We start from the raw sequence: 23,647 nt of genomic DNA on the forward strand, positions 1-23,647 counted from the left end.
TCGCATGACGCACTGATCAGTCGCGTCCCGCCTCCATGATCGCCTTGGCGAGCCGCGCCGGGTCCGAGAAGCACAGTTCGTGGCTTCCCGGCACCTGCACCAGGCGAAACAGGCCGAGCTTCTCCGACAGGCGCGGATGCCAGCCATGGCTGTGCGGCATCGCGGTATCCTCGGTGCAGTTGATGTAGGATTTGGCCAGCGGCATCTCGGCCGGATTGCTCTTGAGCGCGATCTTGTCGCTGAAGGTCGCCAGCGGATGCGGATTGAGCACGTCATAAGCGCGCTGCGCCGTCTCCAGATCGGCATCGTTGATGAAGGCCTCGCGCCAGATCGGGAAGGGCAGCACCACCGAGCCGTCGCCGCGCTCGGCCGCGATGGCGTCGAACAGTCCGACATAATGCGGCGGCACCATGTCGTTGAGGCATTCGCCGCCGTTGGGCACGAAGGCATTCCAATAGACCAGACGGCGGATGCGCTCCGGCACGAGGTCGGCAACGCCAGTGATAACCATGCCGCCATAGGAATGGCCGAGCAGGATGACGTCCTTCAGATTATTCTCGGCCAGGTAGTCCGCGATCGATTGGATCGCTTCCTTCAACCCGGTCGTCTTGGCATCGCCCGGACGGTTGCCCTTGATGGTGGGGGTATGGACTTGATGGCCGGCGGCGCGGATCGTCGCGGCGACCGGCTCGAGCTCGGCGCCTGTATGCCAGGCGCCATGGACGAGAACGTAGGTCGACATATTGTGGCTCCTCCCGAGGGTGTGGTTAGATCGGCGCAGCGTCGCCGCACGGCAAGTGTGGACCGGCGACCGATTTGCCGCTTGGCTGGAAGTGAACCGTATTGGTCTCGGAGTGAACCGATGCAGCAGATCGAGCGTCCCGTTCCGTCACGCCACTCGGCCTGGAATACGGTGGGCGTACGGCCTCACGAGCAATTCGCCTATTATCGCGAGGCAATCTGCCAGGCTTTCATGAATCTGACGCCGGAGCCGGCGGCCGCCGCCGCCTTTCCCGCCAGCGTCGAGCATGTCCGTCTCGGTGATGCCGCGATCAACCGCGTCAGCTTCCCTGAGCACGTGGTGCGCCGTTCCGCGGCCGACATTGCGGCGTCCGATCGCAGCTGCTTCTACCTCAACCTGAAGCTGGCCGGCCGCTGCCGCATCCAGCAGGACGGTCGCGAGATCAGCCTGTCGCCCGGACAGGTCGGCATCTTCGACAGCGACCGCCAGTTCGCGCTCCTGCACGATCGTGGTCCGCAGCTGCGCGTCGCCTCGTTCTGGGTGCCGGCAGAAGCCTTGCGTGAACGGCTGCCGGCTTCGTTCGACGTCGTTGCGGCACGCCTCTCGGACGATCCCGTCGTCGGCCACCTCATTGTCGAGACCGCGCGCACGCTCAGCGAGGGCGCGCTGCAGATGGGCGAGGACGAAGGTGTGCGGCTGTTCCGGGCGCTGATCGAATTGGTTGCCGTGAGCCTGTCGCGAAGCAGCCGCCTGCACGCAGCTGAAGCCGAGAGTCTCGCCGATGCAACCACGCTGGCGGTGAAACGTGCCATCCACCGGCGGCTCCGCCAGCCGGGACTTGCGGTCGCAGACGTCGCCGCCGCCGTCGGCATCAGCGAGCGCTACGTGCACAAGCTGCTGGCGCGATCGGGCTCCAGCTTCACCGACTACGTCATCGACCATCGTCTCGACGGCGCGGCCAGGGATCTCAGGACTCCCGCGATGGCGGAGCGCGCGATCGGCGCCATCGCGTTCGATTGGGGTTTTTCGGACCTCTCCCACTTCACCCGCCGCTTCAAGCAGCGCTTCGGCTGCCGGCCGCGCGACTGGCGCGCGCGGTGAGAGAAACTGCGCGGCGACTCGCTCGATGAGCCCCCTCTCCCCGTTCTTACGGGGAGAGGGTTGGGGTGAGGGGCTGCTTCCGCGAATACGGTGAGAGACGGACCTGTGGAGAGTCCCCCTCACCCGATCGCTACGCGATCGACCTCTCCCCGCAAGCGGGGCGAGGTGGAGCGCCTCACAGCGACCGCGCGATTAGCAGCTTCATGATCTCGTTGGTGCCGCCATAGATCTTCTGGATGCGGGAATCGATGAAGATGCGCGAGATCGGGTATTCCTGCATGTAGCCGTAGCCGCCGAATAGCTGCAGGCATTCGTCGGCGGTCTCGACCTGCTTCTCCGAGCACCAATATTTCGCCATCGAGGCCGTCACGGTGTCGAGGTCCTTGGCGATCAGGCGCTCGATGCACCAGTCGACGAAGACGCGCGCGATCATCGCCTCGGTCTTGCGCTCGGCCAGCGTAAAGGCGGTGTTCTGGAAATCCATCAGCGGCTTGCCGAACGCCTTGCGCTCCTTGGTGTAGTCGGTGGTGAGCTTGACCGCGCGCTCCATCGAGGCGACGGCGCCGACCGCGAGCGCAAGGCGTTCCTGCGGCAATTGCTGCATCAACTGGACAAAACCCTGGCCCTCCTCCTTGCCGAGCAGGTTTTCCGGCGGCACGGTCACGTTGTCGAAAAACAGCTCCGAGGTGTCGGAGGCGTGCAGGCCGATCTTGTCGAGGTTGCGCCCGCGCTTGTAGCCGTCCGCGCCCGCAGTCTCGACCACGATCAGCGAAATGCCTTTCGCACCTAGCTCGCCGGTGCGCGCGACCACGATGACGAGATCGGCAGCCTGGCCGTTGGTGATGAAGGTCTTCTGGCCGTTGATGACGTAGGAATTGCCCTGCTTCTTCGCCGTGGTCTTGACAGCTTGCAAGTCCGAGCCGGTGCCGGGCTCGGTCATGGCGATGGCGCCGACCATCTCGCCGGACGCCATCTTCGGCAGCCAGCGTTTCTTCTGCTCCTCCGAACCGTAATTGAGGATGTAATGCGCGACGATGGCGCTGTGCACGGAGACGCCGGTGGTCAGCTCTGGCACCGTGCTCTCGAGATCGTCGAGCACGGCGGCGTCATAGGCGAAGGTGGCGCCGAGACCGCCATATTCCTCCGGCACGCTCGCCAGCAGCGCTCCCATCTCGCCGAGCCCGCGCCAGGCGAAGCGGTCGACCATTTTCTGCTCGCGCCATTTCTCGGCATGCGGCGCCAGGTCCTTGGCGAGATATTTGCGGAACTGGTCGCGGAAGACGTCGAGGTCTTCGGTCATCCAGGACGATCGATAATGCATCAGCGCCTCGCTCTCAGACAATCAGGCCGCCGCCGGCGACGACCACCTGACCACTGATATAATTGGATTCCGGACTGCAGAACAGATAGACGGCGTCGGCCGCCTCTTCCGGCGTACCGCCGCGGCCGAGCGGGATCATGCGCGACATGGCTTCCAGCATGTGCGGCTGCACGCCGACCTTGATGTCGCGGCCGGCGACGTCGATGGTCTTCTGCTGCGCCTCGATCGGCTGGGTCAGGCGGGTGTTGATGAGGCCGAAGGCGACGCAATTGACGTTGACCTTGTAGCGGCCCCACTCCTTGCACATGGTTCGGGTCAAGCCGATCAGCGAGGCCTTGGCCGAGGAATAGCTGGCCTGCCCGGCATTGCCGTAGAGACCCGCGATGGAGGAGATGTTCACGACCTTGCGGAACACCTCGCGTCCCTCTTCGGCCTCCTTCCTGGCGAAGACGCGGATCGGCTCGGCGGCCGCGCGCAGGATCCGGAACGGCGCGACGAGGTGGACGTCGAGCATGGCCTGGAACTGCTCGTCGGTCATCTTCTGGATGGTGGAGTCCCAGGTATAGCCGGCATTGTTGACGATGATGTCGAGCCCGCCGAACTTGTCCAGCGCGGCGCCGACGAAGCGATCGGCGAAGCCCGCCTCGGCGACGCTGCCGTTCACGGCAGTGGCATTGCCGCCGAGTGCCTCGATCTCCGCGACCACGGCGTTGCCGGGCTCGGCATCGAGGTCGTTGACGACCACCCTGGCGCCTTCGCGCGCCAGCTTGAGCGCGATCGCGCGTCCGATGCCCCGGCCTGAGCCGGTGACGAGCGCGACCTTTCCCTGCAGTCTTGTCATTTGAATGAGTCCTCTTGCTGTCACAGCGCGACGACGGCGCTGCCTTCGAGCTTGACCTCGCCGCGATCGTCCTTGGTGGTGAGCGCGAGCCTTGCGCGACGCTCGCCGTCCTCGACGAAGAGCTCGGTCACGGTGCCTTCGCAAGTGAGCTTGGCGCCGAGCTGAGTGATCGAGACGAACCGGGTCGCAAAGCTGCGGAGCTTCGACGGCGGCACCACATCCGTCAGCGCCTGCCCAAGAGAGGCCATCACCAGCATGCCGTGGGCGAACACATCGGGAAATCCGGCCGCCTTGGCGAAGTCGATGTCGACGTGGATCGGATTATGATCGCCCGATGCACCGCAATAGAGCGCGAGCGTGTGGCGGGTGATCGGCGGAAAGACCTTGTGGACGATGCGCTCGCCGGCCTTTATGTCTTCGGATGCCGTCATGACGCCGCCTCGTCGCGGACGACGATGGTGCGCGCGGTATCGGCGACATGCACGCCGTCCTGGTTGGTCACCTCGCATCGGATGCCGATCAGCGTCATCGCGCCGCCCTTCTTGTCCACGACGCTGGTCACCAGCGGTCGAAACGTCAGGGTGTCGCCGACCAGAACCGGGGCGTGATAGGCGAAGCTTTGCTCACCATGCAGCACGCGGGACAGATTGATGCCGAGCGCGCTGAACATTTCGAAGGGGTCGTCGACGTCCATCATCTCTAGGCAGAACAGATAGGTCGGCGGCACCGGCATGCCGGTGAACCCGGCCGCCCGGGCAGCATCCGCATTGCGGTAGACCGGATTCTGTTCACCCAGCGTGTTGAGGAAGTAGCGGAGACGGCCGGGCTCCACGCGCGCGGTGACCGGCGTGAAGCTGCGCCCTACGGCGGACTGGTCGACCATGGCCGATATCAGTGCCGCTTGTAGAGCGTGACGACGCAAGCGCCGCCGAGGCCAAGATTGTGCTGGAGCGCGACCTTGGCACCCTCGACTTGCGTCGAGCCTGCGGTGCCGCGCAGCTGCCGCGTCAGCTCGTAGCACTGCGCAAGCCCGGTGGCGCCGAGCGGATGTCCCTTGGACAGCAATCCGCCGGACGGATTGGTCACGATCCGGCCGCCATAGGTATTGTCGCCGTCATTGATGAACTTGCCGGCTTCACCCTCGCCGCAGAGGCCGAGCGCCTCGTAGGTGATGAGCTCGTTATGAGCAAAGCAGTCGTGCAGCTCCACCACGTCGAGATCACCGGGGCCGATGCCGGCGCTTTCATAGACTCGGCCTGCCGCCTCTTTGGCCATGTCGTAGCCGACCAGCTGCATCATGTCGCCGGCCTTGAAGGTCGAGGGCGTATCGGTGGTCATGGCCTGCGCCGCGATGCGTACTTCTTTGCCGATGCCATGCTTGTCCGCAAACCGCTCGGAGACCAGCACGGCGGCGGCGCCGCCGCAGGTCGGCGGGCACGCCATCAGGCGCGTCATGACGCCGGGCCAGATCACCTGGTCGTTCATCACATCGTCCGCACTGACCTCCTTGCGGAAGAGTGCGAGCGGATTGTTCTTGGCATGGCGGCTCGCCTTGGCGCGCACCTTGGCGAAGGCGTCGAGCGGGGTGCCGTACTTCTTCATGTGGCTGAGCCCGGCGCCGCCGAAATAGCGCAGCGCCAGCGGTATGCCGGGGGCGTCGATCAACTGGTCCGCAGCCGCGTCGAACTCCTCGAACGCGCTCGGGCGATCAGTGTAGACGCTGCCGAGCGCGCCGGGCTTCATCTGCTCGAAGCCGACCGCCAGCACGCAATCCAGCGCCCCGCTTGCGATCATTTGCCGCGCCATGAACAGCGCGGTCGATCCGGTCGAGCAATTGTTGTTGACGTTGACGATGGGAATGCCGGTCATCCCGACGTGATACAGCGCGCGCTGCCCGCAGGTGGAATCGCCGTAGACGTATCCGGCATAGGCCTGCTGCACCTTGTCGTAACCGAGGCCGGCATCGGCGAGCGCCAGCTTGATCGCCTCCGTCCCCATCTCGTGATAGGGCGCGCTCGCGCCCGGCTTGGCGAACGGGATCATGCCGACCCCTGCGACGATGACGTCAGACATGGCTTCCTCCCAATAAATTACCCATTGGACTTTTTCTTACCCATGGGTAACATATCGGCCGAACCCCACGAGAGTCAACCGACGAGCATGGATTCAGCGCCCCCCGTTCCACCCTCATCGCCATCGCCCTGGCTGCCGTTCGAGAGCCGCCGCCGCGCCCGCGACGAAAAGCGCGAGGCGGTGCTGCGCGCCGCCGTGCAGCTGTTCCTGGAGCAGGGCTATCACCGCGTGACGCTGAACGAGGTTGCGGACCGGCTGAACATCACCAAGCCCGCGCTGTACAATTACTTCCGGGGCAAGGACGAGATCCTGTTCGAATGCTGGTCGATGGGCGCCGAACTCGTCGACGGCGTGATCACGGAGATCAACGCCGGCGGCGGTTCGGGTCTCGCCAAGCTGCGCAAGCTGGTGCACGCCTATGCCGAACTGATGGCGACCGATTTCGGCGCGAGCCTGGTGCGTTTCGATTTGCGCGATCTGGCCGAGCGGAACGCCGGTGTCGCACGCGCCGCCAAGAGGCGGATCGACGCCACCTTCCGGCGTTACATTGCCGCGGGCATCGCCGACGGTTCGATCAGGCCTTGCGATCCCAAGCTTGCAGCCTTCGCGATCGCGGGTTCGCTCAATTGGATCGGCCATTGGTATCGACGGGAGGGCAAGCTGTCGCCGACCGCGATCGCCGACGAGTTCACGGTGCGGCTGACGGACGGCCTGGCGTCCCAGGTTCGGCTGCAGACGACAAGGAAGACGCCGAGGGCGCCGCAAGGGCGCAACTCAGGACGCAAGACAACAGGGAAGAAACGCACGGGAGGAGAGACGGGATGAACATCACGCACGGCCTGCGCAGGGCGCTGCAGATCAATCCGAATGGGCTGGCGACCGTTTATGGCCAGCGGCGGCGCAGCTGGGGCGAGCTCGGCGAGCGCGTTACAAGGCTGGCCGGCGGCCTGCGCACGCGCGGCGTCAGGGACGGCGACCGTGTTGCGGTGCTGTCCTTCAACTCGGACCGCTATCTCGAGCTCTATCTGGCGACCGGCTGGGCGGGAGGCGTGATCGTGCCGCTCAACATCCGCTGGAGCGCGCTGGAAAACGAGGATGCGCTGCGCGACTGCCGCGCGTCCGTTCTGCTGGTCGACAAGGCCTTTGCGCAGGTCGGCGCGCAGCTCGCCGGCGCCATTCCGGGGCTGAAGCTGATCTATGCCGACGATGGCGAGGCGCCGGCGGGGATGGAGAGCTATGAGGCTTTGGTTGCGGGCAGCGCTCGGGTGCCCGACGCCATGCGCAAAAGCGACGATCTCGCCGGCATCTTTTACACCGGCGGCACCACCGGCCGTTCCAAAGGCGTGATGCTCAGTCACCAGAATCTGATGGCCAATGCGCTCAACGCACTCGGCGAAGGCCTGTTTCCGGCAAGCGCGATCTATCTGCATGCGGCTCCGATGTTTCACCTTGCCAACGGGGCGGCGATGTATTCGCTGCTGCTCTCCGGCGGCTCGAACGTGATCGTTCAGGGCTTCACGCCCGAAGGCGTGATGGCTGCGATGCAGAACGAGCGCGTCACCGACGTGCTGCTGGTGCCCACGATGATCCAGATGTTCGTCGATCACCCCGCGATCGGCAAATACGACCTCTCGTCCCTGAAGAACATCATCTACGGGGCCTCGCCGATCAGCGAGGCGGTGCTCGATCGTGCCGCGCGCGCACTGCCGCATGTGCGCTTCACCCAGGCCTATGGCATGACCGAATTGTCGCCGATCGCGACGCTGCTACATGCGAACGAGCATGTCGCGGAGGGGCGCAGAAAGGGACGTCATCGCGGTGCGGGCCGCGCCACGCTCGGTTGCGAGGTGCGGATCGTCGACGAGAACGACCAGCCGCTGCCGGCGGGCGCGGTCGGCGAGATCGTGGTGCGCGGCGACACCGTGATGATGGGCTATTGGGAGCGGCCGGAGGAGACCGCGCGCGCCGTCGTCGACGGCTGGATGCACACGGGCGATGGCGGCTACATGGACGAGGACGGGTTCATCTATGTCGTCGACCGGGTGAAAGACATGATCATCTCGGGCGGGGAGAATGTGTACTCGGTCGAGGTCGAGAACGCGCTGGCCCAGCATCCGTCGGTGCTGCAATGCGCCGTGATCGGAATTCCCAATGAGCAATGGGGAGAGCAGGTCCATGCCGTCGTGGTCAAACGCAGCGGCGTAGAGGTTTCGACCGGCGAGCTGATCGAGTTCACGAAGACGTTGATTGCCGGCTACAAATGTCCGCGCAGCATCGAGATCACCGAGACGCCGTTGCCGCTGTCCGGCGCCGGCAAGGTGCTGAAGCGCGAGCTGCGCAGGCCGTTCTGGGAGGGGCGGGAACGGCGGGTCAGCTGACGGCTCCCGCGCGTTACGGCCTGCGCGCCGAGGACGCGCGAAGATTGATGTTTTCCAGATCGTGGTCGCGCGGATACGCCCACCGGGATCGCCATGAACTGTGTTTTCAGGCTGCGTCCGATCTAGCCATGAGCCGTCTTGCCGCCGTCGATCACGAACTGGCCCCCGGTCGTGTAGGGATGATCGTCTGAGGCCAGCACCAGCGCAAAAGCCGCGATCTCCTCGGGCGTCGCCAGGCGCTGCAACCCCGGGACGTTGGATTTAGCCCATTGCGCGATGCCGACGTGCCAGGCGGCATCGGGCAGGCCCTCCATGCCGGCGAGCCGGCGGATCATCGGGGTGTCCGTGGTGCCGGGGATCAAGGTGTTGATGCGGATGCCATGCTTTGCGTAGTCGAGTGCCGCGGCCTGCACCAGGCCGACCAGTCCCCGCTTGGCAGCCGAATAGGCCGAGCGCTTGGCCGACGTCGCAATGGCGTTGGACGAGGAGGTGACGACGATCGATCCGCCTTTCTCCAGCATGTGCGGGATTTGATATTTCATCGACAGGAACACGCCGCGCAGATCCGTGCCGATCACGTCGTCGAATTCGGCCGCGCTGAATTCATGCAGCGGCTTCTCGATGGAGATGCCGGCATTGTTGAAGGCGACGTCGAGCCGTCCGTAGCGCGCGATCGTCGCGTCGACCAGCGCCTTCACCTCGGACTCGTGGCGCAGGTCGGCGCGAATGAAGACGGCCTCGCCGCCGGACTCGCGCACCTCGGTCTCCACCTGCTTGCCACGGTCGGTGTTGCGCCCGCAAAAGGCGACGCGGCCGCCCTCGGCGGCGAACATCAGCGTTGCGGCCCGCCCGATTCCGGAGGTGCCGCCCGTGACGATGACGACCTTGCCCGCGAACCTTTGCTTGCCGCTCGGCTTTTGCTGCGGCAGCGCCGCGCCCTGGCCGAGCGCCACGCCGCCGGCGAGGCCGCCGACGGCACCTGCGAGCATGCCGAGGGCCGCGCCCCCGACCAGATGACGCCGCTTTACGGGATGGCTCGCGATGATATTCTGCATTTCGGTCATTTCGAACTCCGGTCCGCTCAATCTGAACAGTGTTAAGATAGATATGCTGCAATCTGAACAGTGTCAAGTTACATGAAGAAACGGCCCCCCGCCGCCAAGCGCAGCACCGCTCCGACCCGGCCAAGGCCGGAGGTCGGATACCATCACGGCGAATTGCAGGAGGCGCTGATCGCCGCGAGCGAAGCCATTCTCGCCGAGCAGGGCGCGGAAGCCTTCACGCTGCGCGAAGCCGCACGCCGCGCCGGCGTTTCGCCGGCCGCGCCATCGCATCATTTCGGCAACGCCCAGGGCCTTCTCACCGAAGTGGCGATCCGCGGCTACGACGCGCTTGCCGGCGCCTTGCGCGAGGCGGCCTCCGGCAAGCAGGGCGTCCGCGACAAGCTCCACGCCCAGGGACTTGCCTATGTCGATTATGCGTTGAGGCATCCCGGCCGTTTCCAGATGATGTTTGCCAACAAGCGGCTGGTTGCCGACGATGCGCGCCTGAAGCAGGCGAGCAGGGCCGCCGGCCATGCGTTCGAGGTCGTCGTCGCCGAGCTGACCGGCGGCACCGCGAAGGAGGCGAAGACGGCGGCTGCGGCGGCCTGGTCCACCGTTCACGGCTTTGCCAAGCTTGCGCTCGAGGAGAAATTCGGCTCTGTGACCAATGAGGCCGGACGCCGCGAGATCATGATGACGCTCGATCAGGTCCTGAACTATCTCTGGCCCGCGAGCGGCACGCGCCAATAGAGCATGATCCGTAAAAGTGCGAAGCGGTTTTCCGGAAAGATCATGCGCAAACAACAACCTAAAGCGTCATGACGATTCATCCAGATCTCATCGCGCTTTAGATGCACATCGAGGCTTGCGTAGGTCATGACGGGCAAGACAACAGAGCTCAAGCTCGACATCGGGCGCATCGGCACGGTCTCGGCGATCCTGACGCAGCCGACCCACGCGCGCGCCTGCTACGTCCTGGCGCACGGCGCCGGCGCAGACATGCGGCATTCCTTCATGGAGAAGGTTGCAGCCGGCCTTGCCGAACGCGGCATTGCGACGTTCCGCTTCAATTTTCCCTACATGGAAGCGAAGAAGGGACGTCCTGACCCGCCCGCAATCGCACACGCGAGCGTGCGCGCCGCGGTCGCGGAGGCGGGGCGGCTCTGCCCCGGGCTGAAGCTCGTTGCCGGTGGAAAATCATTCGGCGGCCGCATGACCTCGCAGGCGCAGTCGAAGTCGCCGCTCCCCGATGTCAAAGGGCTGGCCTTCCTCGGCTTTCCCCTCCATGCTGCCAAGAAGCCGTCGAGCGAGCGCGCCGAGCACCTCGCTGCAATCGCGATTCCCATGCTGTTGCTGCAAGGCACACGCGATGAGCTTGCCGATCTTGCCCATCTCGAGCCCGTCATCGAGCGGCTCGGGCGTAAGGCGACGCTGCATGAGGTCGCAGGCGGCGACCATTCCTTTGCGGTGCTCAAGAAATCCGGCCGTAGCAATGACGAGGCGCTCAACGAGGTGCTGGACACGCTCGCGGCCTGGATCGATGCGCTCGCCTGAGGCTCACGCGGAATAAAGCCCCTTGTCGCGCGCCTTCTGGATCGCGAGCGCGGCGATCAGGTCGAGCGTCGGCGTGGACAGGCCGGCGGTGCGCGCGAAGGCCTGGGGCGCCTTCACCAGCACGTCGATTTCCATGGCGCGGCCGAGCTCGTAATCCTGCAGCAGCGACGGCTTGTGATTGGGGGCGGGGCCGCTGCGGCTGGCACGCTTGACCTCGGGAATGAAGTATTGGGCGATTTCGTTGGCCTCGTTCAGCATGCGCGGAATCACCTCCGTGAAGGCGGGGTCGTCGCGCACGCCGCGCGCGGTCTGGCCGGTGAGCAGGCACAGCACCGACAGCGACATGTTGGTCAGCAGCTTTGACCAGATCGCCTCGCGGATCTCGGCGACCGGCGGCGATTCCAGCCGCGCATCGTTGAAGACGCCGCGCAGTTTCGTGATCCGCTCGCAATTGCGGTCGTCGCATTCGCCGATCAGGAGGCGGTTGCGGTCCGGCGTCAGGTTCTGCACCACGCCGGGCGCGATCACCTCGTTGGAGGAGAAGATCACACCGCCGATGATCCGCTCCTTCGGGATGCAGGCGCGCAGGCGCCCGCCGGGATCGAGGAATGAAATGTCGGGCGGTGTCGGGTGCCGCGGCGGCAGGCCGATACCGTACCACCAGGGAATGCCGTTCTGCGCGAACACGATCGCGGTGTCGTCCTGGAGCAGCGGCTTGATGCTGGAAACCAGCCCCTGAAGCGCCGTCGCCTTCAAGGTCGAGATCACGACGTCCTGCGGGCCGAGCTGAGCCGGATCGCCTGACGCGTTCACCTTGGCGCCGACCTCGGAATCGCCGACGCGCAGCTTGAGGCCGTTGGCGCGGGCCGCCTCCAGATGCGCCCCCCGCATCACGCAACTGACCTCATGGCCGGCGCGCGCCAGCCGTACCGCAATGTGGCTGCCGACGGCGCCTGCGCCGAAAATGCAGATGCGCATGTTGATATCCCGTGTCCATCCCGTGGTGTCGCCCGGCGCCAGCATGACACAAGCCGCCATGCGATGGACGCGGCCACCCTACGCCGGAAAGATATGGATCAGGGCAGGCGCGCTCAGCCATAGTGTGCGGCAAACAACCGGAGGACCGCCGATGAGTACCAGCCCCGTCCTGTGGAGCCTCGATGAACGCGGGGTTGCGACCGTCACGTTGAACCGGCCGGAGGTCAACAACGCCTATGACGGCGCGCTGATCTCAGGCGTGCTCGCGGCCATGGACGACCTCGGCAGCAAGCTCAATTTGCGCGTCGTCGTGCTCCGGGGCAACGGCAAGCACTTCCAGGCCGGCGCCGACCTCAAATGGATCAACAGTGTGCGTCCGCAATCGGCTGAGGCGAACGAGGCGGCCTCGCGGGCGACGTTCGAAGCCGTGCAGCGGCTCAACACGTTGCCGATCCCCACCGTCGCGCTGGTGCAGGGCGGCTGTTTCGGGGGCGGTACCGGCGTCATCGCGGCTTGCGATGTCGTGATTGCCGCCGACAACGCCCTGTTCTCGATCACCGAGGTGCGCTGGGGCCTGACCGCCGCGATCATCGTCCCGCAGCTCTGCGATGCCATTAGTGTACGGCAAGTCCGCCGCTACGCGCTGACCGGCGAGCGCTTCGGCGCCGAAGACGCCCGCCGCATCGGCCTCGTCCACGAGGTGGTGCCGCTCGCCGATCTCGAGGCCGCAGGCGCCAAGGTGGTCGAGCAGCTGCTCGCCAACGGACCGGAGGCCATGGCCGAAACCAAGCGGCTCGCGCTGGAGAGCTCGTTCGGCGGCATGGCCGTGGACGATGGCGCTTACACCCGGCTCGTGCAGCTGCATTCGCTCAAGCGCCAGAGCGCGGAGGCGGCGGAGGGACTGACCTCCTTCGCCGAGAAGCGGGCGGCGAATTGGGGCAGTGGCAAAGGTTAGGCGTCAGCAGCCGCGGCAGATGTTGTTGATGCTGCGATAGACCGCGTCGTCGTCCTGCCGCAACTGGCGCAGCGTGTCGAGCGTCGTGCTCTCAGCCGCCGGCGTGGCCGGCTTGCGCTTAGCCGACAGGTCTTCCTCCTGCCGTTTGTAGCAGGCCTCGCGATCGGGCTTGGCGGGGATGAAGCGGCAGTTTTGCTCCACGGCCGAGGCGGGAACGGCCGAGATCGCGATGGCGATAGAAGCGGCGAAGCAGTATCTGACGATGATCGAATCCATGCCTGCACTTGTCTCAGGTCCATCGTTAGCGAGCAACCGCGATCTTGCGGGCATGAGGACCGCCGGCTAAGCCGTGATCCAGTTCGAACCAGATTCCGGGAAGGAACGCGCCATGTGGGCCACGACGATCGACGAACCAGCGCGCAAAGTGCCGCTCTATGGCGAATATGAAGTCGTCGTGCTCGGCGGCGGGCCGGCCGGCATCGTGGCGGCAGCCGCAGCGGCGCGCGCGGGGCGGAAGACGCTGCTGATCGAGCGCTACGGCTTTCTCGGCGGCATGGGCACCGCGGCCGGCGTCACCAATTTCTGCGGCCTGCACGGCAATGTCCATGGCGAGCACCGGCGGCTGGTGCAGGGTCTGGCCTCGGAGCTGCTGGCGCGGATCGATCGCTTGAACGGCCTCAACGCGCCGCATCTGATCCTCGGCAAGGTCTTTGCCCAGGCCTATGACACCGCCGCCTACAAGATCGCGGCCGACCAGCTGCTCGCCAGCCATAAGGTGAATATGCTCTTCCACGCCCTCGGCGCCAGCGTCGTGATGGCCGATGAGCGCCGCATCGACGCGATGCTGGTCGAGACCAAGGCCGGCCGGCAGGCGGTGCGCGCGGAAATCTTCATCGACTGCTCCGGTGACGGCGATCTCGCCGTGTGGGCCGGCGCGCCGTTCGAGATCGGCGACGAGCACGGCCATCCGCTCTACCCCTCGATGATGCTCCGTCTCAACGGCATCGATCCCGCCAGGGCCGGCGAGGCCTGGCGCACCATTCCGCAATTGATGGAAAAGGCCGTCGCGGCCGGCACCCACACATTCCCGCGCAGAAGCGCGATCGTGCGGCCACAGAGATCCGGCATCGAATGGCGGGTGAATTTCACCCAGGTGGCGCGCGAGGACGGCCATGCCGTCAACGGCATCGAGCCCGACGATCTCACCCGCGGCGAGATCGAGGGACGCAAGCAGGCGCTCGCCGCGTACGAATTCCTGCGCAGCGCGGTGCCGGGGTTCGAAAAGTCCTACATCGTGGACCTGCCGCCACAGCTCGGCATCCGCGAGACCCGCCGCATCAAGGGCGGCTACCAGCTCAGCGGTGAGGACGTGCTCGGCTGTGCCTCGTTCGCGGATTCCATCGGGGTCAACGGCTGGCCGATCGAGGCCCATGTGCCCGGCGACGTCGTCTTCACCTTCCCGCCGATCCCGGAATCGCGCGGCTACAACGAGCTGCCCTACCGGATGTTGGTCCCTGAAGGCGTCGACAATCTCCTGGTCGCCGGCCGCTGCGCCTCGATGACCCACGAGGGCCAGTCGGCCGCGCGGGTCTCCGGGGCCTGCTTTGCGATGGGTGAAGCCGCCGGTTCCGCCGCCGCGCTGGCGCTGTCCGGAAACCGGATTCCACGCGAAATCCCCATTGAAAAGTTGCAGGAAACGTTGAAACAACAGGGCGCCTTCATCGGACGGGACCAGGCGGTGCCCGAAGGCCTGTAACGCACTGCAAGACAAAGCGGAGGAAACGGGATGATCGGGATTGCGCGGCTCGCGGTAGGGGGCCTGATGGCGATCATGGCTATGGGCACGGCATGGGCCGAGGATCCGCTGAAAGCCAGGATCGGCGTGCTCCGCCTGTCTTCGTCGGCGCCGGTCTTCATCGCGCAGGACAAGGGTTATTTCCGTGAGGCCGGCTTGGAGGTCGAGCTGAAGTTCTTCGACGCGGCGCAGCCGATTGCGGTCGCCACCACCTCGGGCGACGTCGATTTCGGCGTCACCGCCTTCACCGCCGGGCTCTACAATCTCGGAGGCAAGGGCACGCTGAAGGTGATCGGCGGCATGAGCCGCGAGAAGCCGGGCTATCCCCTGATCGGCTATTTCGCCAGCAACAATGCCTATGCGAGCGGCCTGAAGACGCCGAAGGACCTCGCCGGCAAGCGTGTGGCGATGACGCAGGTCGGATCGAGCTTCCATTATTCGCTCGGCCTGCTCGCCGACAAATACGGCTTCAAGCTGGCGGACGTAAAGATCGTGCCGCTGCAATCGCTGTCGAATGCCGCCGCCGCGCTCAAGGGCGAGACCGTCGATGCCGCGTTGCTGCCGATCTCGACTGCGCGAAAGCTGATGGACGAGGGCGGCGCGAAATTCCTGGGCTGGGTCGGTGACGAGACGCCGTGGCAGCTGGGCGCGGTATTCGCCGCGCCGAAGACGTTGGCCAACAAGGCGCTGGTGACGAAATTCCTCGGCGTGCTCGCGAAAGCCGACCGCGAATATCACGACGTCATCCTTGCCGCGATGAAGGACGGTGTCGCCCCGATCAACGACAAGACCAGGCCGCTGCTGGAGATCATCGCAAAGTACACCAACCTGCCGGTCGAGCAGGTGGTCGGCAACTGCGCCTATATCGATCCCGACGGCAAGCTCGACGTGAAGAACGTCGACAACCAGATCAAATGGCTGCAGGAGCAGGGCTTCGTCGACAAGGGCTTTGATGCCGAAGCGATCATCGCGAAGGAATTCGTGAAGGTGGATTGATGCTGATTGTGCAAACTCCCGCGGCAGGCGATCTGCCACCCTCCCCTGGAGGGGGAGGGTCGATCGCACCGGCGATGCGCAGCATCGTCCGGAGCGAGCGGGGCGGCGTGAGCCACGGCGGTGGTCTATCTGTCGCTTGCTCCGACCATTCGCGGGAAGTTCGGGCGCAGGAATTGCCAGCATCCGCGCCGATAGACTGTCACCCCACCCCGGTTCGCATTTCGCTTCGCTCAATACGACATAGCCGAAGCTTGGCTTCGGCGTTCTCAGGGACGGCCGCCATAGGCGGCCTATGCCCTCCCCCTCCAGAGAAGGGTGAAGAGCGCGCACACCAGCCCGAGCAGAAACGGTGCGCCTCATGGACCTGATTGCCAGCCACATCTCCCATCGCTTCGGCGATCTCGCTGTGCTCGACGACGTCTCGTTCACCGTCGGGGCCGGCGAGGTGGTAGCGATCGTCGGGCCCTCCGGCTGCGGCAAAAGCACGCTGCTGTCGATCCTCGGCGGGTTGCTGCAGCCGACCTCCGGCGCGCCCGAGCTGCGGGGGGCGCCGCCGGCGGACAGTCTCAATCCGCTGACCTTCGTGTTCCAGGACTTTGCGCTGCTGCCCTGGGCGACGGTGGAGGAGAACGTCGAATTCCCGCTGCTGCACACCCAGCTCTCGGCCGCGCAGCGCCGCGCGCTGGTCGAGGATGCGCTGCGCCGCACCGGCCTCACCGATTTTCGCCAGACCTATCCAAAGCAGCTCTCCGGCGGCATGCGCCAGCGCGTCGGCATCTCGCGCGCGCTTGCGGTGAGGCCCGCGATCCTCTTGATGGACGAGCCGCTGTCGGCGCTGGATTCGCAGACTCGCGAGCTGCTGCTGGAGGATTTCATCCGCCTGCTTGCCGATGGCGGCATGGGCGCGGTCTACGTCACCCACAATCTCGAAGAGGCCGCGCGGCTCGCCGACCGCATCGTGGTGCTGTCGCGCCGTCCTGGCCGCACCCGCGAGGTCGTCACCGTGCCGATGGCGCGGGCGACGCGCGGCGAAGCGGCGGCGCGCGAAAAGCTCCTGGTGCTGCAGAACCAGATCTGGTCGCTGATCCGCAACGAGGCGATCGATGCCGAGCGCGAGGTCCAGCATGCTTGATCGCGCGGCAACGGACACGGCCAAGGACGAAGCGACGCGGCCCGTCCGCTTCCGCGGCGCCGGTTTCGTGCCTGCCTCGAGCCGGTACGGCGGCTGGATCGCGCTCGGCCTGCTTATCGCGATCTGGCAGGCCGCCGGCAGCGCCGGCCTCGTCAATGCGCTGTTTCTGCCGACTCCTTCCGCAATTGTTCGCGCGATCTATCAGCTCGCCGTTTCCGGCGCACTCTGGCAGCATGTTTCGGCCTCGCTGCTGCGGATCGGCGTCGGCTGGCTGTTGGGAACGGCGGCTGGCATCGCCGTCGGCTTCGCCATCGGCCTGTCGCGCCTTGCGCGCAGCGTCGGCATCACCTTCATCTCGGCGCTGTTTCCGATTCCGAAGATCGCGTTGCTGCCGCTGCTCATTCTCTGGCTCGGCATCGGCGAAGAGCCGAAGATCGCGACCATTGCGCTCGGGGTATTCTTCTCGACCGCGATCTCGGTCTATAGCGGCGTCGATGCCGTGCCGCGCAACCTGATCCGCATGGCGCAGAGCTTCAACGTTCCGTTCGCCACCATCGTGCGCAAGGTGATCTGGCCGGGCGCGCTGCCGGCGATCCTTGCCGGCTTCCGCATCACCGCCTCCGTCGCGCTGCTGCTGGTCGTCAGCGCCGAGATGATCGGCGCCCAATACGGCATCGGCGCCTTCGTGCTGCAGGCCGGCAACCTGATGCAGACCGATCAGCTGCTCGCGGGCGTCGTGATCCTGTCGGTGTTTGGGCTGGCGGTCGGGAAGGTGATCGGCTGGCTGGAGATGCGGCTGTTGCACTGGCGCTAGATACGATCACCGGCGCCGTAGGGTGGGCAAAGCGAAGCGTGCCCACCATTCCTTCATGAGTCGCGAAGACGTGGGCACGGCGCAAGGGCGCCTTTGCCCACCCTACGAGACCGGCGACCGTCACGCGTTCCCGCGGTCTTCCCTGAACAGATCCAGCTTCTGCTGCACCGGCCGATCCGAGAAGCTGAACAGCACGGCGTCCTCATCCGCCTCGTGCGTCACCCAATGCCAGCTCGGCACCACGAACAGGTCGCGCGGGCCCCATTCGAACATTGTATCGCCGACGCGGCTCCGACCCTTACCCTCGATCGGGCAGAACACCGTCGCATCGGTCGAACGATAGCGCGCGGTGTTGAAACCCTTCGGCAGCAGCTGGATGAAGGTGCCAATCGTCGGCATCGCGAAATCGCCGGTCTCGGGGTTGCTGAACTTCAGCTTGAGGCCGTGGCAGGCGTCCCATTCCTGGCTCGTCCTGGCCTTCTCCAGCGCCTCGCGGGTGTAGGCATAGGGATAGCTGAAGATAGGCGAAGTCTTCGAGCTCCGCTTCACATCAACGGGCAAGAGGTTGTGGCCGTAGCGGGCAAAGCTGTCGCCCGCGGGCTTGGTGATCTTCTGCTGGTCTTCCTTCGCGCCTTCGGCAAAGGAGCAGTCGAAGAACTGCACCAGGGGAATGTCGAGGCCGTCGAGCCAGAACATCGGCTGGTCGGTCTCGTTGGAATGATCGTGCCAGGTCATCGACGGCGTGATGATGAAGTCCCCCGGCTCCATCGCGGTACGCTCTCCGTCCACCGCGGTGTGGGCGCCCCTGCCTTCGAGCACGAAGCGCAGCGCCGACTGGCTGTGCCGGTGCGCGGGCGCGACGTCGCCGGGCACCACCATCTGCACGCCGGCATAGAGCGAAGTCGTGACCTTGGATTGCCCGCGCAGCCCCGGGTTCTCCAGCACCAGCACGCGCCGCTCGGCTTCCTTGGCGGTGATGAGCTTGCCGGCTTCAACCATGTAGTCGCGGATGACGTCGAACTTCCAGACGTGTGGCCGGCACGCGCTCTTCGGCTCCGGCGTGATCAGGTCGCTCATCACCGTCCACAGCGCGGTGAGATTCTCGCCGTCGATCTTCTTGTAGAACGCCTCGCGTTCCGGCGTCTTGGTCACGGCTTCCATGGCTGCGGCTCCCGATCGTTTGTTGATTGACAGTATACTGAGGATCTAGGTAGCGTCAACGTGACGGATGACATACAAGGTTGTCATTCCGGGGCGAAGGGCCGCGCAACGCGTGGCCCGGCGAGCCCGGAATCCATAACCACGATCGGGAGTATGGATTCCGGGCTCGACGCTGGCGCGTCGCCCCGGAATGACAAAAGCAGGGAGGTCTCAATGAAGCTGCACGGCTATTTCCGCTCCAGCGCCGCCTACCGCGTGCGGATCGCGCTGAACCTCAAGGGGCTCGGCGCCGAGCATCTGCCGCATCATCTGCGCAAGGGCGAGCAATGCGCCCCCAGCTATCTCGCCATCAACCCGCAAGGCCTGGTGCCGGCGCTGGAGGACGATGGGGGTGGAGTACTGACGCAATCGGTGGCCATAATCGAATGGCTCGACGAGACCCATCCCAATCCGCCGCTGCTGCCGAAGGATCCGCTGCGCCGCGCCAAGGTGCGGGCGTTTGCGCTGGCGATCGCCTGCGACACCCATCCGGTGCAGAACCTGAAAGTGCTGGCGCGGCTGCGTGAGCTCGGCCTGCCCGAGGAGAAGGTCCAGGATTGGGCCGCCTGGGTCAACCGCGAGGGCCTGTCGGCCTGCGAGACGCTGATCAAGGACGAGAAGGGCCCATTCTGCTTCGGCAATGCGCCGACGCTGGCCGATCTCTGCCTCGTGCCGCAGCTCGGCAATGCGCGCCGCTTCGGCGTTGACGTCTCCGCCTATCCGCGCCTGCTCCAGGCCGAGGCCGCCGCCAAGGCGCTGCCGGCGTTTGCCGATGCGGCGCCGGAGAAGCAGCCCGATGCCGAGTAAGCCGCTTGCTCCGATCACGATGGACGCGGTCTATGCCGCGCCGGGTTATCTGTTCCGGCGCATGCAGCAGATCGCGGTCTCCATCTTCATGGAGGAGTGCAAGACCTTCGACCTTACGCCGGTGCAATATGCCGCGCTGATCGCGATCCACACCCATCCCGGCATTGATGCGACCCGGCTCTCGGCGGTGATCGCTTTCGACCGCTCCACGCTCGGCAGCGTGATCGAACGTCTCCAGGCCAAGGCCTATATCGAGCGCAAGCCGGCACCGGAAGACAAGCGGATCAAGCTCCTGTACTTGACGAAGTCCGGCGCCGCGATCCTGCGCGAGATCATCCCCGCCGTCGAGCGCGCCCAGGCCCGGATGCTGGAGCCGCTCAAGCCCGCCGACCGCAAGGCGCTGATGGGCCTGCTGGCGCAGCTGGTCGATCTCAACAACGAAGCCTCCCGCGTGCCGCTGCGCGCGGAGGACGCGCTGGAGCATCTTGGGAAGGCTGGGTGAGGGGCTCCAGTTGTAGAGCGACACTGTCGCCCTCAATCTCGACTGTCATTCCCCGCGCAGGCGGGGAATCCAGTACCCCGCGGCGTCTCGATTCAACCGCTACCGTCTCGGAGTACTGGATCGCCCGGTCAAGCCGGGCGATGACAGCACGCCTCACATCCGCAGCAACGCCTGCCGATCGATCTTCCCCGTGCCGGTCTTCGGCAGCTCGTCGATGAAGATCACCTCGCGCGGATATTTGTAGGGCAGCAGCCTGGCCTTGACATAGTCCTGCAGCCTGCGCGTCGCCTCACTCTGGTCGACCGCTCGGCTGTTCATCACCACCACCGCCTTCAGCGTCATGCGACGGTCCGGCAGCTCGGCGGCGAACACCGCGCATTCGCGGATGTCGGGGTGATCGGCGAGGCACAGCTCGACCTCGAGCGGGTAGACCCACTGGCCGGAGATCTTGATGAGATCGTCGGCGCGGCCACGGAAGAAGTGGAAACCGTCGGCATCCCGCACGAAGCGATCACCGGTGTAGATCCAGCCGCCCTCGCGGATGGTCTCGGCGGACTTATCCGGCCGGTTCCAGTACAGCGGCGTGTTGGAATCACCGCGGACCCACAGAATCCCTTCCTCGTTGTCGCCGACGTCGCGGCCGTCCTTGTCGCGCAGCGCGACCTCGTAGCCGGGAACGCGCAGGCCCGCAGCACCGAGCTTCTTCTGCTCGGGCCGGTTGGAGAGATAGATGTGCAGCACCTCGGTCGAGCCGAGGCCTTCGACGATTTCGAGCCCCGTGAGCGTCTTCCAGCCGTTGAAGACCTCGGCCGAAAGCACCTCGGCGGCGGAGAGTGCCATGCGCAGCGACGAGAAGTCCGTCTTGTCCGCGCCCTCGGCCTTGGTTAGCGCGGTGTACAGCGTCGGAAGGCCGAAGAAGATTGTCGGCTTGTACTGCTCGATCGCCGCGAAGATCGCTGCCGGCTTCGGCTGGCCCGGCAGCAGCAATGTTGCGGCGCCGGCCGAGAACGGGAAGGTGACGGAATTGCCGAAGCCATAGGCGAAGAAAATCTTCGGCACCGAGAAGCAGATGTCGTCAGGCGTCAGCTTCAGTACGTTCCGCGCAAAGGCGGCATCCGTGTAGGCCATGTCGTGCTGCAGGTGCACGATGCCTTTGGGCCGTCCGGTCGAGCCGGAGGAGTACATCCAGAACGCCATTTCGTCGCGCCGCGTCGGCGCTTCCGCCAGCTCAACAGAAAATTGCGCGAGCCAGCTCGCCGCCGCGAGCGCCCGCGGCGCCGCGTGCTCGCCGGCCGCGCCGTTGGCGACGATCAGCGTATGCAGCTTCGTCTCCTTGCAGGCCTCGGCATTGAAGCGGGCTACGAATTCTGCAGCCGCCACCGCGACGGTCGCGCCGGAATCGGCGAGGTAGAATTGCAAGAGGTCCGGCGGCGTCAACGTATTGATCAGCAGCGGCACGAAGCCGGCGCGCACGGCGCCGAAGAAGGCGGCGGGGTAGGCCGGCGTGTCGTCGAGAAACAACAGCACGCGATCGCCGCGCTTCAGGCCAAGCGAGGCGAAACCGTTGCCCCAGCGGCAGGCCTCCGCGCAGAGCTCGGCATAAGTGCGCGTGCCTGCTGGCCCCAGGAGCGCGAGCTTGTCGCCGCGGCCCTTGCCGAGATTGTCGAACAGCACGCGGCCGGCATTGTAGATGTCGGGAACGGCAAAGCCGATCTCGCGCGCGCCATCGCTGTCCGCTGGCACCTGGTCACGGATGTCATGGCTCATGCCGCATCTCCGCCCTTGTCTTCGGCGCCGTCTCCGGCGTTCCTGGCCGCCTCGTAGCGAGCCATGAAGGCCGGCGACATCGCACGCAGCCGGGAATCGTCGATGCGGCCGGAGCGGGTGATGTAGCTGTAGGCGAAGTCCATCAGGGGAAGCTTCATGTGCTCGGCGAAATGTTCGTACCAGAACGCACTGGTGCGCGCCGCGTTGACGAGCTTCTGCACGATGGGCTTGCGCGCGGCCTGATAGCGATGCAGTGCGGTCGCAAGATGCGCATCCGACTCCAGCGCCTTGACGAGGGCGATGGCGTCCTCGATCGCGAGCCGTGTGCCCGAGCCGATCGAGAAATGCGCCGAATGCAGGGCGTCGCCGAGCAGCACCATGTTCTTGAACGACCAGTGCTCGTTCCAGATCCAGGGAAAATTGCGCCAGACCGATTTGTTGGAGACGAGGCAATGGCCGCCGAGCGTGTCGGCGAACACCTCCTCGCAGACGCCCTTGGACTGCTCGACGTCCTTGTAGGCGAACCCATAGGCCTGCCAGGTGGCGTAATCGCATTCGACCAGGAAGGTGCTCATGGTCGGCGAATAGCGGTAGTGATGGGCGTTGAAGGCGCCGCGTTCGGTCTTCACGAAAGTCTGCGACAGCGTGTCGAAGCGTTTCGAGGTGCCGTACCAGACGAACTTGTTGGATGAGTAGGACAGCGAGGTGCCGAAATCGCCCTCATAGGCGCGGCGCACCAGCGAGTTCAGCCCGTCGGCGGCAACGATCAGATCGTGGCCGTTGAGCTGGTCGATCGCCTGGATCTGCGTGTCGAAGCGTGGCGTGACGCCGATAGCGAATGCGCGCTGCTGCAGGAATCTGAGCAGCTCCAGCCGGCCGATCGAGGAGAAGCCGACGCCGTCGATGGCGACGCTGTCGCCATGCAGGTGCAGCGTGATGTTCTCCCAGCTCTCCATGTGCGGGGCGATCGCATCGACCGTATCGGGGTCGTCCGTGCGCAGGAACTCCAGCGCCTGGTCGGAGAACACGACGCCAAAGCCCCAGGTCGCGTCGGCCGGGTTCTGTTCGAACAGGTCGACCTGATCCTCGGGGTGACGCTTCTTCCAGAGATAGGCGAAGTAGAGCCCACCGGGCCCCCCGCCAATCACGGCGATCCGCAACGTCTGCCTCCCTAATTGACAGTATACTTACTATCTAGGGGTAGACTAATGTGCTCCGGTGTCCGGCGCCAGCGGAATTATTGCCAGCGCGCGGCACGCCAAAGCACGTGTCCGGACACGCGTTTTGCGAGTCCGAAACCGTCAGGTGCGAATCATAGCCAAACCGGGGCGGATTGGCCACCGGGGGGTCAGACGCAGCGCTTCACATAGACCCCGTTCACAAGAACCCTGGTGCAGCGGACCGCCGGCACCGGCTTGCGGACGACCACGGCTGCATTCGGGCCGGCGCAGCCGGCGCGAACGACGCCGCGCGCGCATACCACCGCGTTGGCGTCGGTGGTCTCGAAGGTCATGGTGGCCGCGAAAGCCAGAAGCGCAGAAGCAACGAGCAGCAATGAACGCATGTTGTCCTCCCGGGGCTTGTCGTGGTCGTAGCGGCCTTTCAAACATCGATTAGTTTACGCCTCAGCACGCGAAAACCTTCGCGT

Annotated in this window: 25 protein-coding genes; 12 read left to right on the forward strand and 13 right to left on the reverse strand. The window is 65.5% G+C overall.

The window, feature by feature from the left end; translation table 11 throughout:
• Nucleotides 1-16 precede the first annotated feature (16 nt).
• The gene (locus I6F37_RS29370; protein ID WP_225137660.1) at nt 17-742 is read right to left on the reverse strand and encodes an alpha/beta fold hydrolase; all 726 of its coding nucleotides are present in this window, start codon (nt 740-742) and stop codon (nt 17-19) included.
• A gap of 120 nt (nt 743-862) precedes the next feature.
• On the opposite strand from I6F37_RS29370, the gene I6F37_RS29375 reads away from it, so the two are divergent.
• On the forward strand, nt 863-1,843 hold the full coding sequence (locus I6F37_RS29375; protein WP_225153437.1) for a helix-turn-helix domain-containing protein: 981 nt from the start codon (nt 863-865) through the stop codon (nt 1,841-1,843).
• 175 nt (nt 1,844-2,018) lie between these two features.
• Here I6F37_RS29375 and I6F37_RS29380 read toward each other — a convergent pair whose 3' ends face one another.
• From I6F37_RS29380 to I6F37_RS29400, 5 genes are read right to left on the reverse strand one after another with little or no spacing between them, the layout of a single operon-like run.
• On the reverse strand, nt 2,019-3,164 hold the full coding sequence (locus tag I6F37_RS29380) for an acyl-CoA dehydrogenase family protein (RefSeq protein WP_225153439.1): 1,146 nt from the start codon (nt 3,162-3,164) through the stop codon (nt 2,019-2,021).
• Nucleotides 3,165-3,177: 13 nt separating this feature from the next.
• Entirely contained in the window at nt 3,178-4,005 is an 828-nt protein-coding gene (locus I6F37_RS29385) for an SDR family NAD(P)-dependent oxidoreductase (protein WP_225153441.1), read from the reverse strand.
• 20 nt (nt 4,006-4,025) lie between these two features.
• Nucleotides 4,026-4,436, reverse strand: coding sequence for a MaoC family dehydratase (locus I6F37_RS29390; protein WP_225127098.1), 411 nt, complete (start codon nt 4,434-4,436; stop codon nt 4,026-4,028).
• A complete protein-coding gene (locus tag I6F37_RS29395) occupies nt 4,433-4,888 on the reverse strand; it encodes a MaoC family dehydratase N-terminal domain-containing protein (RefSeq protein WP_036014516.1) in 456 nt (151 codons plus the stop codon). Before I6F37_RS29395 ends, I6F37_RS29390 begins: the two co-directional genes overlap by 4 nt.
• 8 nt (nt 4,889-4,896) lie before the next feature.
• Nucleotides 4,897-6,078, reverse strand: coding sequence for a lipid-transfer protein (locus I6F37_RS29400; protein WP_036014515.1), 1,182 nt, complete (start codon nt 6,076-6,078; stop codon nt 4,897-4,899).
• Between the two features lie 87 nt (nt 6,079-6,165).
• Between I6F37_RS29400 and I6F37_RS29405 the strand changes: the two genes are divergently transcribed.
• Nucleotides 6,166-6,903 (forward strand): TetR/AcrR family transcriptional regulator, encoded by a 738-nt coding sequence (locus tag I6F37_RS29405; protein ID WP_036014513.1) that lies wholly within the window; start codon nt 6,166-6,168, stop codon nt 6,901-6,903.
• Nucleotides 6,900-8,456 carry a long-chain fatty acid--CoA ligase gene (locus tag I6F37_RS29410; RefSeq protein ID WP_036014511.1) on the forward strand — a complete coding sequence of 519 codons (1,557 nt, stop codon included), beginning with the start codon at nt 6,900-6,902 and terminating at the stop codon, nt 8,454-8,456. The genes I6F37_RS29405 and I6F37_RS29410 overlap by 4 nt, the downstream gene beginning before the upstream one ends.
• A gap of 122 nt (nt 8,457-8,578) precedes the next feature.
• Here the strand turns inward: I6F37_RS29410 and I6F37_RS29415 are convergent, their stop codons facing one another.
• Nucleotides 8,579-9,520 carry an SDR family NAD(P)-dependent oxidoreductase gene (locus I6F37_RS29415; RefSeq protein ID WP_063824119.1) on the reverse strand — a complete coding sequence of 314 codons (942 nt, stop codon included), beginning with the start codon at nt 9,518-9,520 and terminating at the stop codon, nt 8,579-8,581.
• A gap of 72 nt (nt 9,521-9,592) precedes the next feature.
• Between I6F37_RS29415 and I6F37_RS29420 the strand changes: the two genes are divergently transcribed.
• Together I6F37_RS29420 and I6F37_RS29425 are read left to right on the forward strand one after the other, a co-directional pair.
• Nucleotides 9,593-10,249 (forward strand): TetR/AcrR family transcriptional regulator, encoded by a 657-nt coding sequence (locus I6F37_RS29420; protein ID WP_225153443.1) that lies wholly within the window; start codon nt 9,593-9,595, stop codon nt 10,247-10,249.
• A 126-nt stretch (nt 10,250-10,375) separates the two neighbouring features.
• Nucleotides 10,376-11,053, forward strand: coding sequence for an alpha/beta family hydrolase (locus tag I6F37_RS29425; protein WP_225153445.1), 678 nt, complete (start codon nt 10,376-10,378; stop codon nt 11,051-11,053).
• Nucleotides 11,054-11,056: 3 nt separating this feature from the next.
• Here the strand turns inward: I6F37_RS29425 and I6F37_RS29430 are convergent, their stop codons facing one another.
• Nucleotides 11,057-12,031 carry a ketopantoate reductase family protein gene (locus tag I6F37_RS29430; RefSeq protein ID WP_036014531.1) on the reverse strand — a complete coding sequence of 325 codons (975 nt, stop codon included), beginning with the start codon at nt 12,029-12,031 and terminating at the stop codon, nt 11,057-11,059.
• 151 nt (nt 12,032-12,182) lie between these two features.
• Here I6F37_RS29430 and I6F37_RS29435 point away from each other — a divergent pair, with 151 nt between their 5' ends.
• Nucleotides 12,183-12,986 (forward strand): enoyl-CoA hydratase-related protein, encoded by an 804-nt coding sequence (locus I6F37_RS29435; RefSeq protein WP_225153447.1) that lies wholly within the window; start codon nt 12,183-12,185, stop codon nt 12,984-12,986.
• 3 nt (nt 12,987-12,989) lie between these two features.
• Here the strand turns inward: I6F37_RS29435 and I6F37_RS29440 are convergent, their stop codons facing one another.
• Nucleotides 12,990-13,262, reverse strand: coding sequence for a hypothetical protein (locus I6F37_RS29440; protein WP_051057176.1), 273 nt, complete (start codon nt 13,260-13,262; stop codon nt 12,990-12,992).
• A 112-nt stretch (nt 13,263-13,374) separates the two neighbouring features.
• On the opposite strand from I6F37_RS29440, the gene I6F37_RS29445 reads away from it, so the two are divergent.
• The 4 genes from I6F37_RS29445 to I6F37_RS29460 all read left to right on the forward strand — a co-directional run bounded on the left by I6F37_RS29445 (nt 13,375) and on the right by I6F37_RS29460 (nt 17,723).
• Nucleotides 13,375-14,742 carry an FAD-dependent oxidoreductase gene (locus I6F37_RS29445; protein WP_225153449.1) on the forward strand — a complete coding sequence of 456 codons (1,368 nt, stop codon included), beginning with the start codon at nt 13,375-13,377 and terminating at the stop codon, nt 14,740-14,742.
• Between the two features lie 30 nt (nt 14,743-14,772).
• Nucleotides 14,773-15,777, forward strand: coding sequence for an ABC transporter substrate-binding protein (locus I6F37_RS29450; protein ID WP_225127088.1), 1,005 nt, complete (start codon nt 14,773-14,775; stop codon nt 15,775-15,777).
• A gap of 358 nt (nt 15,778-16,135) precedes the next feature.
• The gene (locus tag I6F37_RS29455) at nt 16,136-16,909 is read left to right on the forward strand and encodes an ABC transporter ATP-binding protein (RefSeq protein ID WP_057027464.1); all 774 of its coding nucleotides are present in this window, start codon (nt 16,136-16,138) and stop codon (nt 16,907-16,909) included.
• Nucleotides 16,902-17,723 carry an ABC transporter permease gene (locus I6F37_RS29460; RefSeq protein WP_225153451.1) on the forward strand — a complete coding sequence of 274 codons (822 nt, stop codon included), beginning with the start codon at nt 16,902-16,904 and terminating at the stop codon, nt 17,721-17,723. Before I6F37_RS29455 ends, I6F37_RS29460 begins: the two co-directional genes overlap by 8 nt.
• A gap of 120 nt (nt 17,724-17,843) precedes the next feature.
• Here I6F37_RS29460 and gtdA read toward each other — a convergent pair whose 3' ends face one another.
• Nucleotides 17,844-18,884 (reverse strand): gentisate 1,2-dioxygenase, encoded by a 1,041-nt coding sequence (gtdA, locus tag I6F37_RS29465; RefSeq protein ID WP_225153453.1) that lies wholly within the window; start codon nt 18,882-18,884, stop codon nt 17,844-17,846.
• Nucleotides 18,885-19,097: 213 nt separating this feature from the next.
• On the opposite strand from gtdA, the gene maiA reads away from it, so the two are divergent.
• The gene (gene maiA, locus I6F37_RS29470; protein WP_225113688.1) at nt 19,098-19,730 is read left to right on the forward strand and encodes a maleylacetoacetate isomerase; all 633 of its coding nucleotides are present in this window, start codon (nt 19,098-19,100) and stop codon (nt 19,728-19,730) included.
• Nucleotides 19,720-20,232, forward strand: a complete 513-nt coding sequence (locus I6F37_RS29475; protein ID WP_225153455.1) for a MarR family winged helix-turn-helix transcriptional regulator — start codon at nt 19,720-19,722, stop codon at nt 20,230-20,232. The genes maiA and I6F37_RS29475 overlap by 11 nt, the downstream gene beginning before the upstream one ends.
• 153 nt (nt 20,233-20,385) lie before the next feature.
• Here I6F37_RS29475 and I6F37_RS29480 read toward each other — a convergent pair whose 3' ends face one another.
• From I6F37_RS29480 to I6F37_RS29490, 3 genes are all read right to left on the reverse strand, one after another.
• Nucleotides 20,386-21,999, reverse strand: coding sequence for a benzoate-CoA ligase family protein (locus I6F37_RS29480; protein ID WP_225153456.1), 1,614 nt, complete (start codon nt 21,997-21,999; stop codon nt 20,386-20,388).
• Nucleotides 21,996-23,159 (reverse strand): FAD-dependent monooxygenase, encoded by a 1,164-nt coding sequence (locus I6F37_RS29485; RefSeq protein ID WP_225153458.1) that lies wholly within the window; start codon nt 23,157-23,159, stop codon nt 21,996-21,998. The genes I6F37_RS29480 and I6F37_RS29485 overlap by 4 nt, the downstream gene beginning before the upstream one ends.
• 188 nt (nt 23,160-23,347) lie before the next feature.
• Nucleotides 23,348-23,563: a hypothetical protein gene (locus I6F37_RS29490; protein ID WP_036026389.1), complete on the reverse strand. Its 216-nt coding sequence runs from the start codon at nt 23,561-23,563 to the stop codon at nt 23,348-23,350.
• Nucleotides 23,564-23,647 lie beyond the last annotated feature (84 nt).

This window comes from Bradyrhizobium sp. NBAIM08, from assembly GCF_020193935.1.
Lineage (GTDB): Bacteria > Pseudomonadota > Alphaproteobacteria > Rhizobiales > Xanthobacteraceae > Bradyrhizobium > Bradyrhizobium yuanmingense.

Bases quoted from the DNA above. Each gene is read 5' to 3' on its own strand.
- I6F37_RS29370 (WP_225137660.1), bottom strand. From the start codon at position 742: ATGTCGACCTACGTTCTCGTCCATGGCGCCTGGCATACAGGCGCCGAG.
- I6F37_RS29375 (WP_225153437.1), top strand. From the start codon at position 863: ATGCAGCAGATCGAGCGTCCCGTTCCGTCACGCCACTCGGCCTGGAAT.
- I6F37_RS29380 (WP_225153439.1), bottom strand. From the start codon at position 3,164: ATGCATTATCGATCGTCCTGGATGACCGAAGACCTCGACGTCTTCCGC.
- I6F37_RS29385 (WP_225153441.1), bottom strand. From the start codon at position 4,005: ATGACAAGACTGCAGGGAAAGGTCGCGCTCGTCACCGGCTCAGGCCGG.
- I6F37_RS29390 (WP_225127098.1), bottom strand. From the start codon at position 4,436: ATGACGGCATCCGAAGACATAAAGGCCGGCGAGCGCATCGTCCACAAG.
- I6F37_RS29395 (WP_036014516.1), bottom strand. From the start codon at position 4,888: ATGGTCGACCAGTCCGCCGTAGGGCGCAGCTTCACGCCGGTCACCGCG.
- I6F37_RS29400 (WP_036014515.1), bottom strand. From the start codon at position 6,078: ATGTCTGACGTCATCGTCGCAGGGGTCGGCATGATCCCGTTCGCCAAG.
- I6F37_RS29405 (WP_036014513.1), top strand. From the start codon at position 6,166: ATGGATTCAGCGCCCCCCGTTCCACCCTCATCGCCATCGCCCTGGCTG.
- I6F37_RS29410 (WP_036014511.1), top strand. From the start codon at position 6,900: ATGAACATCACGCACGGCCTGCGCAGGGCGCTGCAGATCAATCCGAAT.
- I6F37_RS29415 (WP_063824119.1), bottom strand. From the start codon at position 9,520: ATGACCGAAATGCAGAATATCATCGCGAGCCATCCCGTAAAGCGGCGT.
- I6F37_RS29420 (WP_225153443.1), top strand. From the start codon at position 9,593: ATGAAGAAACGGCCCCCCGCCGCCAAGCGCAGCACCGCTCCGACCCGG.
- I6F37_RS29425 (WP_225153445.1), top strand. From the start codon at position 10,376: ATGACGGGCAAGACAACAGAGCTCAAGCTCGACATCGGGCGCATCGGC.
- I6F37_RS29430 (WP_036014531.1), bottom strand. From the start codon at position 12,031: ATGCGCATCTGCATTTTCGGCGCAGGCGCCGTCGGCAGCCACATTGCG.
- I6F37_RS29435 (WP_225153447.1), top strand. From the start codon at position 12,183: ATGAGTACCAGCCCCGTCCTGTGGAGCCTCGATGAACGCGGGGTTGCG.
- I6F37_RS29440 (WP_051057176.1), bottom strand. From the start codon at position 13,262: ATGGATTCGATCATCGTCAGATACTGCTTCGCCGCTTCTATCGCCATC.
- I6F37_RS29445 (WP_225153449.1), top strand. From the start codon at position 13,375: ATGTGGGCCACGACGATCGACGAACCAGCGCGCAAAGTGCCGCTCTAT.
- I6F37_RS29450 (WP_225127088.1), top strand. From the start codon at position 14,773: ATGATCGGGATTGCGCGGCTCGCGGTAGGGGGCCTGATGGCGATCATG.
- I6F37_RS29455 (WP_057027464.1), top strand. From the start codon at position 16,136: ATGGACCTGATTGCCAGCCACATCTCCCATCGCTTCGGCGATCTCGCT.
- I6F37_RS29460 (WP_225153451.1), top strand. From the start codon at position 16,902: ATGCTTGATCGCGCGGCAACGGACACGGCCAAGGACGAAGCGACGCGG.
- gtdA (WP_225153453.1), bottom strand. From the start codon at position 18,884: ATGGAAGCCGTGACCAAGACGCCGGAACGCGAGGCGTTCTACAAGAAG.
- maiA (WP_225113688.1), top strand. From the start codon at position 19,098: ATGAAGCTGCACGGCTATTTCCGCTCCAGCGCCGCCTACCGCGTGCGG.
- I6F37_RS29475 (WP_225153455.1), top strand. From the start codon at position 19,720: ATGCCGAGTAAGCCGCTTGCTCCGATCACGATGGACGCGGTCTATGCC.
- I6F37_RS29480 (WP_225153456.1), bottom strand. From the start codon at position 21,999: ATGAGCCATGACATCCGTGACCAGGTGCCAGCGGACAGCGATGGCGCG.
- I6F37_RS29490 (WP_036026389.1), bottom strand. From the start codon at position 23,563: ATGCGTTCATTGCTGCTCGTTGCTTCTGCGCTTCTGGCTTTCGCGGCC.